The sequence below is a fragment of the Pseudoalteromonas sp. 31A1 genome, from assembly GCF_011378815.1.
GTDB lineage: Bacteria > Pseudomonadota > Gammaproteobacteria > Enterobacterales > Alteromonadaceae > Pseudoalteromonas > Pseudoalteromonas arctica.
Genome location: NZ_WTKY01000014.1, coordinates 110,822 through 125,147, shown reverse-complemented (window position 1 = coordinate 125,147; position 14,326 = coordinate 110,822). Strand labels below are relative to the sequence as shown.

The window sequence follows — 14,326 nt, the reverse complement described above, 5'->3', positions numbered from 1 at the left end:
CCAAAGGGCAGCGCATGTTTGGTATTTATGCTGCGTTATCGCCTATTTATGGGGAATAACCACACTACATAGGCTCTGCCTTGCCTAAATACCAAACAGTCTGCTGCAAATTCACCCACCAAAGATCAACACGCCCTAATCTATGGGAAAGTAACGGATCACGTTTTTACTAACTAAGGCTAGTTTAACGCTAAAAATAGACCGCTAAGTACAATTAATAAGGCGCTTAAAACACTAAACCACTTTACGTAGCCTACTAAAAAGTTATAAAAAACCATTATAATTAAGACACTTAGGCTCATAAACCCACAAAATAGTAACGCGCCATAACCACTTTGAGTTGCTACGCAAAGTACTAAGCTTAGTAAAATACTGATCCAAGCAATAAATAGCAGGCTTTTACTTTGTAATTCTGTAGGGCGTTTTTTAAATACATCTTTAAAATGATTAAACTTAGCCAGTGCAAAACCATTAAAACCAAACAAACACAGACTAAAACCAAGTAAATCAATCATGATTTTTGCCTTTTAAGATTATTAGATTGGTTAGGGCTGATTATTTTTGAGTTGTTTTTAGCAGTACGTAATTTTTCGGTTTGTATAAAAAATAATATACTAAATAACAAAAACAGTGCATCAAAAGTAAATAAAGCCCACTGTTTGTGCATCAAATAGCTAACTATATTACCGTTAGTTGTAAGTGCATTAATAACCGGTACGCTTAAACATGCAACAGCATTTATAGCTGCCATAACTCGCCATTGCAGTGTGTCGCGCTTTATAAGTGCTAAAAGAGCAACCGCTAGCCATGTTAAAAAGAACGCGAGTATTTCTTTATCGGCGCGCTCTGCGGTAGTTGGGCTAAGTAGTCTGTTAGCAATAAAAAATGCACACGTTGCCAGTGGTAGTCCCATAATAGTGGCTAGGTTTAACCCCTCAACTAGTTTTAAACCAAACGAAGGTTTAACGTTATTTTTAGTTCGCTCGCGAATTCGCTTAGCCCACATAATACAGCCAGAGCCAATCATTACACAGCCTGCAATACCGCCTAATACGTATAACCAACGCAGTAACCACGTAGCTAAACGCCCTGTATGCATTGAATTAAGTGATTCGTAAAGCGCTTTGCTACTAGTTAGCTCGTCATCAGTTTTAGCAACCATTTGCCCTGTAGCACCACTAAATATTAAGCGTGGTGCTTGGTCACGCAGTGTTTTACCTGCGCTTACCAATACGGTAATTGTTGAAGCTGCCATATTTGGTTGGTTAACTTGTACGCGAGTAATATCTGCATGAGGCCACTTAGTATAAACCTGATCCAAAATGCTTTGAATCGGCACCATTGACGATTTGCCTTGGGCTTTATCGGTCATGGTGTTGCGAGGGGTTACATCGTTAAAAAAGCCACGCATGCCCTTATCGTAAGACGTTTGCGCAGGGTAGGGAAACAACATAAATATGAGCGTAATCATGCCCGTGTAAGTAATCATTAAATGAAAAGGCAGGGCAAGCACAGAGCTTAAATTATGGGCATCTAACCACGTACGGCTACCTTTATTACGTCTAAAACTAAACATATCTTTAAAAATACGCTTATGAATAACCACACCCGATATAATGGCAATTAGCATAAAAAAGCTAGCAAAGCACACAATCCAGCGTGCGGTTATTGCATCCATGTAATGTAAATCATAGTGCAGCCGATAAAAAAAGTTACCACCTTTAGTATCTACAAAGGGCTCAAGCTCTTTCATGGTATTAGGGTTTAACTGTGTGTTTTTAAACTGGCTGCGGCGCTGGCCTGGCTCTTTTGGCTTTGCATAACCATAAATTAAATAAGGAATACGCGGCTCAGGTAATGTAATACGCCAGCTTGATGAGTTAGCTCCATGGTTAGCTAAGTAATCGAACCCTGTAATTATTTGTTGTTTTTGCGCTTCTATACGCTGTGTTTGGGCTTGTACATTATGTATGGCAGGTTGATTCCACAGCGTTATTTCGTCTCTAAAAAAGCTAAGTGTTCCTGCAAAAAATATTAAATATAATAACCAACAAACGAGTAACCCTACCCAAGTGTGTAACCAAGTCATCGATCTGAAAAAGCTGTCTTTCATACCCAACCCTTTAGTAATACAAGCAATCCGATAAACGCACCTGTACTTAGTAAAATACTGATCCAAATTTTTCTTAATGATTTAACGCTAAAGGCATAAATAAATACTACGGCATAAATTAAAATGCTGATTGAAACACTAAACAGTACAGCGTCTTGCTTAGCTATTGGCAATACAAAACTTAATAACGCAGTACTTGCAGAGGTAAAGGCATAGCCACCAATTATGGCAATAAAAAAACGTAAAAATACCAAAACTCGATAACTGCTTACGCTTTTTACTATAAGCGCAATTACGTTAACCTTATCGAATGGCGCACTGTGCAAAGGTGCCTGCATAGTTAATTAATCCCTTTATTTAAAGCTGAGGATAAAACAAAGGCGCTATTATATATGTTACAAATACAAAAGATAGCTATTCTCATTTACGGCGGCTAACTTTTAGTAAATTATCCTTCTTACTTAACCTGAACCTTGGTTAACAGGTTTTATACGTATTGAATTATGGTGATATTTAAATTTATTTTCTCTAGCGCTGAAAATAGCTGCTCGAGATAGATTTATTATCCAGAGTTCAGATTACTTAGTAAAATACTGATCTGTTATTGTTTAATGATATTGCACAGGCTGCATGTAAAGCTTAAGGTTAATAAACTGAGTAAAAATAAAGAGTGAAATAACGATGAGCGATCACGAAAAACTAAATTACGTAGAGTTTCCTGCATGCGACTTACCCGCAACTAAGGCCTTTTTTAGTCATGTATTTAATTGGCAGTTTACTGACTACGGCCCAGAATACACGGCGTTTAGTGGGCAGGGGTTAGATGGTGGGATTTTTCAGGCTCCATTAAAATCACTAACTCAGCATGGGGCAGCATTACTTATTTTTTATAGCGACGACATACACGCAACCTTTAAAAAAGTAGAGACATTTGGCGGAGTAATATTAAAACCTATTTTTGAGTTTCCTGGCGGTTGTCGGTTTCACTTTACAGAACCAAGTGGTAACGAATTTGCGGTATGGGCGAAAGAACACTAGGTACTATAAGGGCTGTAGGGCATTTAGGCTTAAAGATCAGGATTTTACTAACTAATCGCCATTTTAGATAAAATAAACCGATTTTTTACCAACTCATTTATCCTAAATGGCCATTTAGGATGAGAATTAAGCATTTAAGGCCAAATAAACATGAATAGTCACCAATTAATAGACCAAGTTAGTAAATGCGTGATCTGTGATCCTCATTTACCTTTAGGGGCTCGACCTGTAATACAATTTAACCCAAACGCACGTATTTTAATCGCAGGCCAAGCACCGGGTATAAAAGTTCACGAAACAGGCGTGCCGTTTAACGATGCAAGCGGAAACCGCCTACGAGAATGGCTTGGGCTAACACGTGATGAATTTTACGACGCTAATAATATAGCAATTTTACCTATGGGCTTTTGCTACCCGGGTAGGGGGAAGTCGGGTGATTTACCACCGAGAAAAGAATGTGCCCCAGCATGGCGCGAGCAATTATTGGCTGCACTACCAAATATTGAGCTGACAATAGTATTAGGTAAATACGCGCAGGCGTATCATTTACCGGAGACTAAAAAAATGCCACTTACGGAGTTAGTAAAATCGTGGCGTGAGTATTGGCCAAATTATTTAGTGCTTCCACACCCCAGTCCGCGCAATAATATATGGCTTAAAAAGAATCCATGGTTTGAGCAAGATGTACTTCCAGAACTGGGTAAACGCATTGCTACTATTTTAAATAAGTAATGCTTCTAGCATTAGGATTTATTGTAAAGGGGCGTTATACCAATCCGCAATAATACTTAATCATTTTGCGGGGCTAAACGTGTCGCTACCTGTGTTAAAAAATTCTCATTTAGAACAACTAAATAGCGAATTTTTTGCCTAGCTATCAACACGTTTTTCTATCCTCAAAATAGATCACTTAATTAAGCGAATTGGTATACAGTTAACTTAAAAATTAACACTCCAATTAAAAACAATAACAAACGAGGCTGTCTAATTTGAATGCATCTATATTAACTGAAGTAATACTTCCGCTCGCCCTTGCACTTATTATGTTTGGTATGGGTCTTGGGCTCACAACAAACGATTTTACTCGTCTATTTAAAAGCCCGCTCGCCATTGTTATGGGTTTAATAGGCCAACTTGTAGCAATGCCTTTATTAGCATTAGGGCTGTGTTATTTACTTAACCTACCAACGCCTATAGCTATTGGTTTAATGATATTAGCTGCCTGCCCAGGCGGTACTATGTCAAATGTAGTAAGCCAGCTTGCTAAAGCTAATTTAGCGCTTTCGGTAAGTTTAACCGCTGCCTCTACCGCAATTAGTATAATAACCACACCGTTTATTATTGGCTTTGCTATGAGCCAGTTTGCCCCAGCAGACGATGCTACTTTCTCTATTTTAATTACTTCATTAGGGCTATTTTTTATTACCTTAGTGCCAGTTGCTATAGGCATTTGGTTACGTCACTTTAAAAGTGATTTTGCCATTAAAGCAGAGCCGTTTTTTAGACGCTTCTCGTTGTTTTTTATGCTTATGATGATTGCAGCACTAGTAATAAAAGAGCGCGATTTATTAGTTAGCTCATTTAACGATGTATTTTGGGCGTGCATAGCACTTAATATTGGTTCAATGGTTGTTGGTTGGTTAATTGCTAAGTGTTCAAAATTAAATTTAACTGATTCGCTGACGCTTTCAATTGAGGTTGGAATTCAAAATGCATCGTTAGCTATTTTAATTGCTATTAGCTTTTTGAATAAACCAGAATACGCGGTCACCGGTGGCGTGTATGGCCTTGCCATGTTTATAGGGCCACTGCTATTAATTGGCGGGTTAAAGCTTAAAAATAAACGTACCGCTAGGGCTGTTAACTAGGACTTTTAATTAGGGCATGTTGACCAAGTTACTTTAATTTAAGGCTACGGATAACGTAGCCGTAAACTCCAGTCTAAAAATACCACCTGTTAAATGTATGCTCTGCACCCATCGCGTCAACAAGTTGTAGGCTTACAAAAGACTCTTAAGCTTGAATATTGCACTAGGCGCTGAGCTTGTTTGCGCGAGGAGTGAAGCTTCTAATTACTAGGGCGCATTTTAGGATAGGATAAGAGTGTAAGTAATACGGTAAAAAAGCAGTTAATTATTTGGTTACTAAAACTGCGCCTCAAATATGAGGCGCTACTTTAAAACTTACTATTTGGTTTGCATGTTTTTAGCGCGTTCTTCTGCATCTATTAATGCTTGCGATTTAGGCGCGCGTTTTTTCTCTTCTATTTTGGGCTTTTCAGCCGAGTCAGGATCCCAGCTTGAGTCTAACGATAAGTTAGCAAATGGATTGTTACTGTCTGCTTTTTTAGGCTCAATTACTGGCTCATCAACTAGCGGTGTTGTTTGTGCTTGCTCGGGTATCGCGTCTTCTTTTTTAGGCATCGGCTTTTCACCAGGTAATGGTGCATCTGGGTTAAATGTACGCACCTCTGGTTCTTTAAAGTCTTGCTCGGTTGTATACGTAGTCGATTGAGCGTCAGATATTTGCTCTGGAGCGTGTAAATCTATAACCGGCTCACTCGCTGTTACTGGCTCAGGAGTAGTAATAACCGGCTCTACAGTGTTATGTTCGGCTTCTATTGGCGCAGATTCCGTTACTTGCGCTGTATGGTGCTTACGTTGTTTTTTTACTGGCTTTGCATCTGGGTCAAAGTCGCGTACCTCTGGCTCATTAAAGCTGCTGGCATTTTTAATGCGCTCTAAGGTTGTTTTGGCGGCGGCTTCAAACTCGGCGGTATTAGGTTCAGGTTTTTGTTTTACTTCGTTAAACGTAGCGGTACTTGTTTGCTCTAAAGTATCTGCTGGCTCCATTTGTGCAGACTCAATTTCACTTGTTTGCGATGGAGTAACTACGTTGTTTTGCTCATCTGAGATCTGCGTTGTTGTATGTTCAATATCAGTATTTTGCGCTGTGTTAGTAGGTTCCACTGACTCTTCATTTGTCGCTACGCTGCTCTCAACTGCTTTATTATTTTGAGTTGCTTCGTTAATGACGACAGGCTCAATCTTTGGCTCTTTTGTTGTTTGTGCAGGCTTTGTTGCTTTAATTTCAGGTTTAGCTGACGTAGCAATTTTTTCTGATTTAACTTTAGGTGGAGCCGCTATAGTCGGTTCTGCCATCGCTTTGCTTTGTTTTGCACGGCGCAGGCGCACGACTATCATAGCGCCAATAAGTACCACTATAACAAGTATTAAAGTGGGTAAAAGTAACGAGCTTGGGCTCTGCGCTACAGGTTGCGGCGTAATTACTGGCGCTGGTTTAGTTAACACTGCTGCTGGTTTTACAGGTACAGGCTTTTCAGGCGTAGGTTGAACGTTTTGCTCTGGCGTTGCCGGTTTTACTTGCTCTATCACAGCTTCGTTTTTTTGCTCTGTAACTACTTGCTCGGGTGCTGCTTTTGTTGGCTCTGCATCAATTACTATTTCGTTACTGTTGGTATTTAGCTGATCGTTTATTTGTTGTTTTTGATCATTAGTTAAATTAAGGGTTTGCTCGTTGATGCTTTCTTTAACAGCTTCTTCAGTGGGTTTAATTACAGGGGCAGGTTCAACAATTTTAGGTTGTGGCTGAGTAATAATAGTCGGTTCAGGCTCTATTATTTGGGGCTTAGGTTGTGCTTGAATTTCTTTTGGCTTATTACAGTTATTTTTGTAATCACGCGCAGCTTTACGATATTTTTGACTCGCTTTATTATTACTATTTTGCTGTATTTCTTGTTTAATTAAAATGCACATAGCTTCGTTGTATGCAGCACTTTGCGCACTATAAAATAAGGCAAAGCAAAGGGTAAATCCAATTAGTTTTGATATCATGAAGTTATGCGCGCTTAAATATTAATAGTTTGATTTTAAGCGCAAAATTAAAAATTATCCAGAGTAATACAACTAATCAATAACCATAAGGCTGCGATATTCATCGTAAGCAAATTGGTCGGTCATACCGCTTATATAATCTTGGATTAATCTACAACGATAATAAAACTCGTATGCCGCAAAGTGATCGGGCTCTTCTTGCATCGCATCTATTGCGTGTTGGTAACTATTTAAGTGCTTTTTAGAGAGCTTTTTAACAAGTCGCGACTCTATTAATAAACGTGAATCGCCATTTAGTGCACGCTTAAAGTCATCCTTGTTTAGTAGCAGTAATGGTTTATAGCAATCGAGCAAACCATTAATTATGCGATACCCTTGTAGCTCTAATTTTTCGACTTCTTTGTTTGAAAATACATGCTCAAGCGCTACCTGCTTTAGTGTTTTAGTTACTGCATGTAGATGGCTTCTATCTTCTAAAAGCGCTTGGTTAAAATCGCCATGATAAATAGGTTCTATATTTTCGATAAAGCGTTTTGCGGCGTGATTTACTAGCGGATGTAGCAATGCAACCCGCAAGTATATAAAAAATTCACTATTAAAATTATAGGGTTGTGCTTGTGCACGCTCTAGTGCGTAGTCTACTGCTTTGTCTACAAAATTTTGATGTTGAGCGTCGTCGATTAACAGGTTTATTAATACTTTTTTGTAACTACTTTTAAGTTTTTCGCACAGCAACTCAGTGCTTATTATGTCTTTTTCTACGGCGTCTTCTATGTCGGCTAGGCAATACGAAATGTCGTCGGCGGCTTCCATTATGTAACTTGCAGGATGGCGGCAGTAAGGCTCAATAGTGAGCTCTTTTTGTAGCGCTTCAACAAAGTTTTTTTCGCTGTAGTAGTAACCCACTTTTTTCATTAAGTAGTTTTTATTTTGGGGTATGTCTTTTACATCAAGCCCAGCAGGGCGAGTGTATTTTAAAATACCAGCACTTTGGCTGTAGGTTAAATTAAGCGTTTGCAAAGAATGAATTATACGTATGCCTTGAGCGTTGCCCTCAAAGTTACAAATATCAAGCGCAAGGTGTTTAAAAACAACACCTATACCGGTGTTTGGTTCTTTACAGCGCTCGGGTGTTACGCTTGCTAGGTTGTTATTAAACCAGTGGTTAATAGCCGCTTCGCCAAAATGCCCAAACGGTGGGTTGCCTATGTCGTGCATTAGGCAGGCCATTTCTACTAAGCTTTCTAGCGGGCGTTCTAGGTCGGTTAAGCCGTAATCTTTTTGCTGTTGGTAGCTTAAATTAGCAAAAATACGTTGCACTATAAAACGACCAACCTGTTGTACCTCAAGCGAGTGAGTTAATCGCGAACGAACAGCTGCGTTACGCTCAAGCGGAAACACTTGTGTTTTTTGCTGCAGCCTGCGAATAGCGGCACTGTTAATAATACGGCCACGGTCGCTTTCTAGCGCCATCTGTAAGTTAGAGGTTGTGCGGTACATTCGTGCTGGCGTTATTTTTTTACTAAAATCTATGGTCATCTTTATACTTGTCCTTTTTTACAATTGATGACTGGCATAGTTTTTAGCACATAGTCATTTGTCTTTAATATACAGGGTTTAATCTATCAGTTTGTATCATAAAGTAACAACTTGCTTTAAAATAATTTTTTGAGTAATTGTTGTGCATTTATAGGTGTTTATAATGAAACAGTGGATTTTAAAGGCAGTATCAATTTGCCTAATGTTAGGAATGAACAGCGCATTTGCTGCAAAAGAGCAAACTGTGGTGCTTGTATCAATTGATGGCCTGCGTTGGGATTATATTGAAAAACACGGCGCGCCAAATTTAAAAGCAATGGCCGAGCGCGGTGTTCGCGCACAAAAGCTAATACCTGTTTATCCAACTAAAACGTTTCCTAACCATATTTCTATTATTACGGGCTTACTGCCAGTAAACCATGGCATTGTTGATAATAGCTTTTGTGATAAAGCGCGTAAAAACGACTGTTACAGCATGGGCAAAGCATTGGGCGATAGCACATGGGTAAAGGGTATTCCGCTTTGGAATTTAGCCAAAATGCAGGGACTTAAATCGGCTACTTATTTTTGGCCTGAGTCAGATGCATTATTTAACGGCATGACACCAGATTACTTTTATCACTATTCTAAATACAGCGATTACCAAAGCCGTGTTGATCAAATTATTCAGTGGTTAAGCTTACCAAAAGCACAGCGCCCACGTTTTATTGCGAGTTACTTTTCGCTAGTTGATAGCATGGGCCATGAATTTGGGCCAGACGCACCACAAACGCGTGATGCAGTTAAACAGCTTGATGAATTAATGGGGCAATTACAAACTCGCTTAAGTAAATTAGAGCAAGAGGTAAACTTAGTTATTGTCTCGGATCATGGTATGGCGAGTATAGATCCAGATAAAAGCATTGATGTAACCACACTGCCTCAAGATGAAAACTTTTTAGTTAAAAATACTGGCCCACGTTTACTTATTTATACCCAACCGGATGCTAAAAACGCTGATATTGAAGGTTACAAAGCACGTTTACGAGATGCGTCAAACGGTCGTTATACAGTATTAACTGACGAGCAATTAGCAGCGTATCATTACAATAAAGGCACTCGCGTAGGCGATATTGTGGTGCAAACTACAGCGCCAGCGGTATTTACCAATGGTAAAAAACCAACCTATTTAGGGACTCACGGTTATGCATATACCGAGGATATGGCAGCATCATTTATTGCTGTAGGCCCTGCATTTAAACAAGGTGTAAGCCTTAAAGAAGTAAATAACCTTGATATTTACCCAGTACTTGCAAAAGTGATGGGACTTAAATTGTTAAACAAAGTAGATGGCAATGGTAAAACATTAATGCCAGCAATTAAGCAAAAAATCGTTGTGCATTAGCTTAATCTAAAAGAGCGCGTAAGCGCTCTGCAGGGAAGAACATGTTAAAACTTTAAAGTGGGCTATTTAGCCCACTTTTTTATTGGGCAGCTTATTTAAAGTTAGCAATACTTGTTTTTGTAGCAGTAACTGTGCGAATTGCATGCGCTTGGTTTGTAATACCAAATGCAATACCGTTTACGCTCCAGCCAGGGTTAGAGAAGTAATCGTACTGAGTTGCGCTACCGTAAACGTGCGGGTAAGCCATTATACTTGCAAACTCGTTTTGTACGCCATGACCCATGCCATCTACATATACACCGCCAGACGTATCACCTTGTTTGCGTGAATGCGCTAAACCTTGGTTATGACCAAGTTCGTGTACAAATGTCGTTGCACCACAATCAATTGCAGTGATTGAGTACATACGGCTGCTCATTGAGCTGTATAGATTGCCATTAGTGCCTTGGCCAACCCATGCTAAACCACATGAAATAAGCCCATTGCCAGCACTTTGACCAGTACCTAATACGGCAATCATGTCGGCTTTCCAATCGCTGCGTAAACCATCTACGTAGCTGCTATTTGTAACCGAATCTAACCAATCCTCAGACGGCGTTACTGCATAGTCACCTAAGTTTTGTTTGCCAGCTAAGCGTAGTGTTATATCAACGCCATTTTGGCTATATACCTGATTACTAAAAGCAATTAGTTGATTTATTTTAGTGTCAATATTGCTAGTTGCAGCAGCTGATTGGTCGGTATATAAAATACCGATATCGATTGTTTCTGCTTGTGCAACACTTGCTGCACATAATGCCGCAGCCAGTGCGGTTGTTGTGATTACTTTTTTCATTATTGTATTTCCTTACTCTTGTTGTGGTTGGAACTTGTTTTTAACTTGGTTGATCTCATAAAAAGCAGACACACTAAAGCTGCCCTATAGTGCGGCTTTAGTTGTTTTTTATATTTTGATTATTGGTTAGCCATCAATTTTTGGTGCAAATATATCGATGCTTTTATCTGATTTGGGTTTTGGTGCGGTTACATCATGCTCTATGTGGCTTTTATATAAATCGCGTTTTGCTGCAATCCATCCGTACTTACCTTTACTTTCGAATACATAATTGCCAGAAGGCGCAGTAAATTGACCATATACGGCATCTTTACCTACCGTTAAAACGGTATTATGCATGCGGCCATCAACACCCACTATTTTGCCAAATATGCTCTTATCGCCATTTTCAGACTCAACCACATTAGTCACTTCTGCGGTGAATGTTTCGGCTGTTTGCGGAATAGCTAAATCAAAATTTTCGCCAGTCTCTAACGCCTGTAAAGAATTTAAATCAAACTCAATATAGGCCTCGTTATGTAAGTCGGTAGGTAAAACTTTTGCGTTTATAAGCACTTGCTTTGCTTTGTCGGATAGGCGATTTACGGCATCAAATTCTTCAAACGGTAAGCTGTTGTCAGGGGCAATAATAGGTTTAACGGTAATTGGATCTTTACTCATATCAATAGGTGCAGGGGGATGTGTATTGCGCGTTTTTTGTAAATCAATAGGAACAAAATCAATAGCAACAGGCGCGATAGGTTCGCCCGTTTCATCTGCATTAAAAAATAGCCCATAAACTGCAAATGCCGATAATGGTATAGCAATTAGTAAGACGACAGATCTCTTCATTTGTTTCTCTTTTAGTGTTTTTGGTTAACTGTTTGTTATGTTTTATATTATTAAATGGATTAGATCAAGATAATAAATGTAACCGAAAAGAATTAATTCTAAATTTCATAATTCCTTATAAAATATAAGGATATTTATTTTTGGTATGTTTTTCACTCTTTTTAGTATTGGTTTTTTGTAGGGTTTATGCGGCCTTTGGCGCGTTTGTGGGTACTTGTTTGTTTAGTTAAATACAATGGTTAAAAGTGACTTTTTGACGTTAATTACAATGAAAAATAAAAAGTGAATTTTTTTCACTCTTTGTAAACTAATCGCTAATTGCAATGCATTTATCGGGCACGTATGTTGTGTGCTGCATAAATGGCATTACGAGGGATTTATGAAGGTGTCTGATCAGTTGCTTAACCGAATTACAGCAGGGCTTGTGGCTGTAATTATTGGTTTTTCGAGTTCCATTGCATTGATTTATCAGGTGGTGATAACCCTTGGAGGCACGCCTGATTTAGTAGCTAGTTGGATTTTAATGCTTGGTTTAGTGATGGGCACAACGTCAATAGGTTTGTCGTACTATTACAAAGTGCCTGTTTTAATTGCGTGGTCTACCACGGGGGCTGCATTACTGATTTCAAGTGCACAAGGGTATAACTTAAACGAGGCTATTGGCGCGTTTATGCTCAGTGCATTGCTCGTTTTTTTGTCGGGGGTGACGGGCTGGTTTGAAAAAATAATGAACCGTATTCCAAGTGAGCTTGCGTGCGCCATGTTGGCCGGCGTACTTGTTACCTTTGGTATCGATGTGTTTAATTTTATGAACGACATGCCTTTAGTGATTGGCTTAATGGTTGTTATGTACTTTATTGGTAAACGCTTTTTTGCCCGTTTTGCTATGTTAAGTGTGCTTATTATAGGTGTACTACTCGCTTGGCAAATGGGCCATATTGATACCAGCGCACTGCACTGGAAAATGAGCGAATTTGCTTATATTGAACCCGTTTTTCACTTGCAAGCATGCATTAGCATAGGTTTACCACTTTATATAGTTACCATGACCTCGCAAAATTTACCGGGTATTGCTGTTTTAAAAGCGCATAAATATAAAGCGCCTATATCTGCATCTCTTAATGTGACTGGTTTTGTAAATATACTTACCGCCCCGTTTGGAGCTTATTCTATTAATTTAGCCGCTATTACTGCTGCTATTTGTATGAGTGATGAAGCGGATGAAAATCATGATAAACGTTATTGGGCGAGTATAGCGGCGGGCGCATTTTATATTTTAATGGCGCTGTGCGCGGCTACATTAGTTGGGTTGGTAGCAAGTTTACCGCAGGCACTTATTTTAGCTTTGGCGGGCATTGCGCTATTTGGCACCATTGCTAATAGTTTGCAGCAAGCCCTTAGTAGTACTAAATATACGGAGGCCGCAATTGTTACTTTTTTAGTAACTGCATCTAACTTAACATTACTCTCAGTGGGGTCTGCTTTTTGGGGAATTATAGCAGGTGTGCTTACGCTTCTTATCACCCAAAAAGACTAAAAGCTTTATTGTGTACAAAGAGCCGTTGGTGAGTATTTAAAACAAAATTATAGTTTATTTATATCATTAAAATAACTTAACTAAGCTTATAAAAAAGGCTGCAATTGCAGCCTTTAGTTTTATAAAACAAGATTTACCTAATCAAAAGTATGATGGCGAGTTACACTAAACCGATTAAGTATATGGTGCATAATATACACAACGCACAGACTTAATATTATAGCCACCGATACCGAGCTAAACCGGTACATTGCGCTATAAACAAGATCTTGGCCTGGTCCGAGTGAGTTCCCAAATAAAATACCAAACGTAGTCAACACACCAAAACCAATACCAGGTATGCCTCCGCCTAAAATATGAAAACGCGCAAAAAGAAACGAAAGTATCCATAAAATAGCCATCGGAAAAAGTAAAAAATCAGAGTGACTATACAAAAATAGTTGCGATAGTAACGCTGCATTACACCCTATAAGCGTTCCAATTGCTCGCTGCCAACCAGCCATACCTGCGGCTTTCCAGCATAATGAAAACAGAATAAGCACAGAAGCTGCCTGCGCAGATATTGAGTCTTGTAAATCAAGAACCTGAAAAACCACAAAAGAGAGCGTAGCCACGGTTGAGCATAACAATACCTCATGGCGAATACTTTCTTTTGCTTTAGCTGGCATTACTCGCCCGGGCCTTGCGGTTACATCAGGAAATAGGCCATGCATTAATGCTCCAATAACAACGGTTAAAAATATAGCCAAACCATTAGTTAAAATTAACGGATAAATACTACTTCCTTCATCAACATAGCTCGAAAAATGCAGCTGAATAGAAAGGCTTATCACGCCTAAAGCGCCAAATAAAAAGGCACTACCGCTACTCATTTGGTAAAATAAAAAGCAAAAAACACCAAACACTAATAATGTCATAACGACTGGTAAGTGAGAAAACAATCCCTGCATTATCAGCACTATAAGCGCGCTAAATGCAGCAGATGCTATAAATTGATTTATAAGCCCACGACTTAACGTAGGTACCATGCCCAATATCAACATAGGATAAACGGTAAAAAATATACCATTAGGCCAGTTCATTAATTTACTAATAGTAAAGCCAAGGGTGCATCCACCTGCAATGCGTAGTGCTTGGCGAAGGCCATTAGAGTCTAATTGTGGGCCTTGGCTAACAATTTGAGTCATAAAGTCTC

Annotated in this window: 13 protein-coding genes; 5 read left to right on the top strand and 8 right to left on the bottom strand. The window is 39.1% G+C overall.

Features of this window, described 5'->3' with window-relative positions:
• Window positions 1-179 precede the first annotated feature (179 nt).
• Genes GQR52_RS13750 through GQR52_RS13740 form a run of 3 tightly spaced genes read right to left on the bottom strand, consistent with a single transcriptional unit; the run spans window position 180 to window position 2,451 of the window.
• On the bottom strand, window positions 180-515 hold the full coding sequence (locus tag GQR52_RS13750; RefSeq protein ID WP_165728814.1) for a DUF3325 domain-containing protein: 336 nt from the start codon (window positions 513-515) through the stop codon (window positions 180-182).
• Window positions 512-2,113, bottom strand: coding sequence for a PepSY-associated TM helix domain-containing protein (locus GQR52_RS13745; RefSeq protein ID WP_165728813.1), 1,602 nt, complete (start codon window positions 2,111-2,113; stop codon window positions 512-514). The genes GQR52_RS13750 and GQR52_RS13745 overlap by 4 nt, the downstream gene beginning before the upstream one ends.
• Entirely contained in the window at window positions 2,110-2,451 is a 342-nt protein-coding gene (locus GQR52_RS13740; protein ID WP_165728812.1) for a hypothetical protein, read from the bottom strand. Before GQR52_RS13740 ends, GQR52_RS13745 begins: the two co-directional genes overlap by 4 nt.
• Window positions 2,452-2,794: 343 nt before the next feature.
• On the opposite strand from GQR52_RS13740, the gene GQR52_RS13735 reads away from it, so the two are divergent.
• The 3 genes from GQR52_RS13735 (at window position 2,795) to GQR52_RS13725 (ending at window position 5,019) form a co-directional block, all read left to right on the top strand.
• Entirely contained in the window at window positions 2,795-3,151 is a 357-nt protein-coding gene (locus GQR52_RS13735) for a VOC family protein (RefSeq protein WP_007583589.1), read from the top strand.
• Window positions 3,152-3,301: 150 nt separating this feature from the next.
• A complete protein-coding gene (locus GQR52_RS13730; RefSeq protein ID WP_024591552.1) occupies window positions 3,302-3,883 on the top strand; it encodes a uracil-DNA glycosylase family protein in 582 nt (193 codons plus the stop codon).
• A gap of 257 nt (window positions 3,884-4,140) precedes the next feature.
• Entirely contained in the window at window positions 4,141-5,019 is an 879-nt protein-coding gene (locus tag GQR52_RS13725; RefSeq protein WP_101216036.1) for a bile acid:sodium symporter family protein, read from the top strand.
• A gap of 318 nt (window positions 5,020-5,337) precedes the next feature.
• On the opposite strand, the gene GQR52_RS13720 is transcribed toward GQR52_RS13725, so the two are convergent.
• Both GQR52_RS13720 and dgt read right to left on the bottom strand, forming a co-directional pair.
• Entirely contained in the window at window positions 5,338-7,005 is a 1,668-nt protein-coding gene (locus GQR52_RS13720; protein WP_165728811.1) for a cell surface protein, read from the bottom strand.
• A gap of 72 nt (window positions 7,006-7,077) precedes the next feature.
• The gene (gene dgt / locus GQR52_RS13715) at window positions 7,078-8,544 is read right to left on the bottom strand and encodes a dGTPase (protein WP_007583580.1); all 1,467 of its coding nucleotides are present in this window, start codon (window positions 8,542-8,544) and stop codon (window positions 7,078-7,080) included.
• Between the two features lie 163 nt (window positions 8,545-8,707).
• Between dgt and GQR52_RS13710 the strand changes: the two genes are divergently transcribed.
• Entirely contained in the window at window positions 8,708-9,928 is a 1,221-nt protein-coding gene (locus GQR52_RS13710) for an ectonucleotide pyrophosphatase/phosphodiesterase (RefSeq protein WP_165728810.1), read from the top strand.
• Between the two features lie 91 nt (window positions 9,929-10,019).
• On the opposite strand, the gene GQR52_RS13705 is transcribed toward GQR52_RS13710, so the two are convergent.
• On the bottom strand, window positions 10,020-10,763 hold the full coding sequence (locus GQR52_RS13705; protein ID WP_007583576.1) for a zinc-dependent metalloprotease family protein: 744 nt from the start codon (window positions 10,761-10,763) through the stop codon (window positions 10,020-10,022).
• A 126-nt stretch (window positions 10,764-10,889) separates the two neighbouring features.
• On the bottom strand, window positions 10,890-11,594 hold the full coding sequence (locus GQR52_RS13700; RefSeq protein WP_165728809.1) for a hypothetical protein: 705 nt from the start codon (window positions 11,592-11,594) through the stop codon (window positions 10,890-10,892).
• Between the two features lie 379 nt (window positions 11,595-11,973).
• On the opposite strand from GQR52_RS13700, the gene GQR52_RS13695 reads away from it, so the two are divergent.
• On the top strand, window positions 11,974-13,131 hold the full coding sequence (locus GQR52_RS13695; RefSeq protein WP_165728808.1) for a benzoate/H(+) symporter BenE family transporter: 1,158 nt from the start codon (window positions 11,974-11,976) through the stop codon (window positions 13,129-13,131).
• Between the two features lie 137 nt (window positions 13,132-13,268).
• On the opposite strand, the gene GQR52_RS13690 is transcribed toward GQR52_RS13695, so the two are convergent.
• Window positions 13,269-14,318 carry a DUF2955 domain-containing protein gene (locus GQR52_RS13690; protein ID WP_007583570.1) on the bottom strand — a complete coding sequence of 350 codons (1,050 nt, stop codon included), beginning with the start codon at window positions 14,316-14,318 and terminating at the stop codon, window positions 13,269-13,271.
• Window positions 14,319-14,326 lie beyond the last annotated feature (8 nt).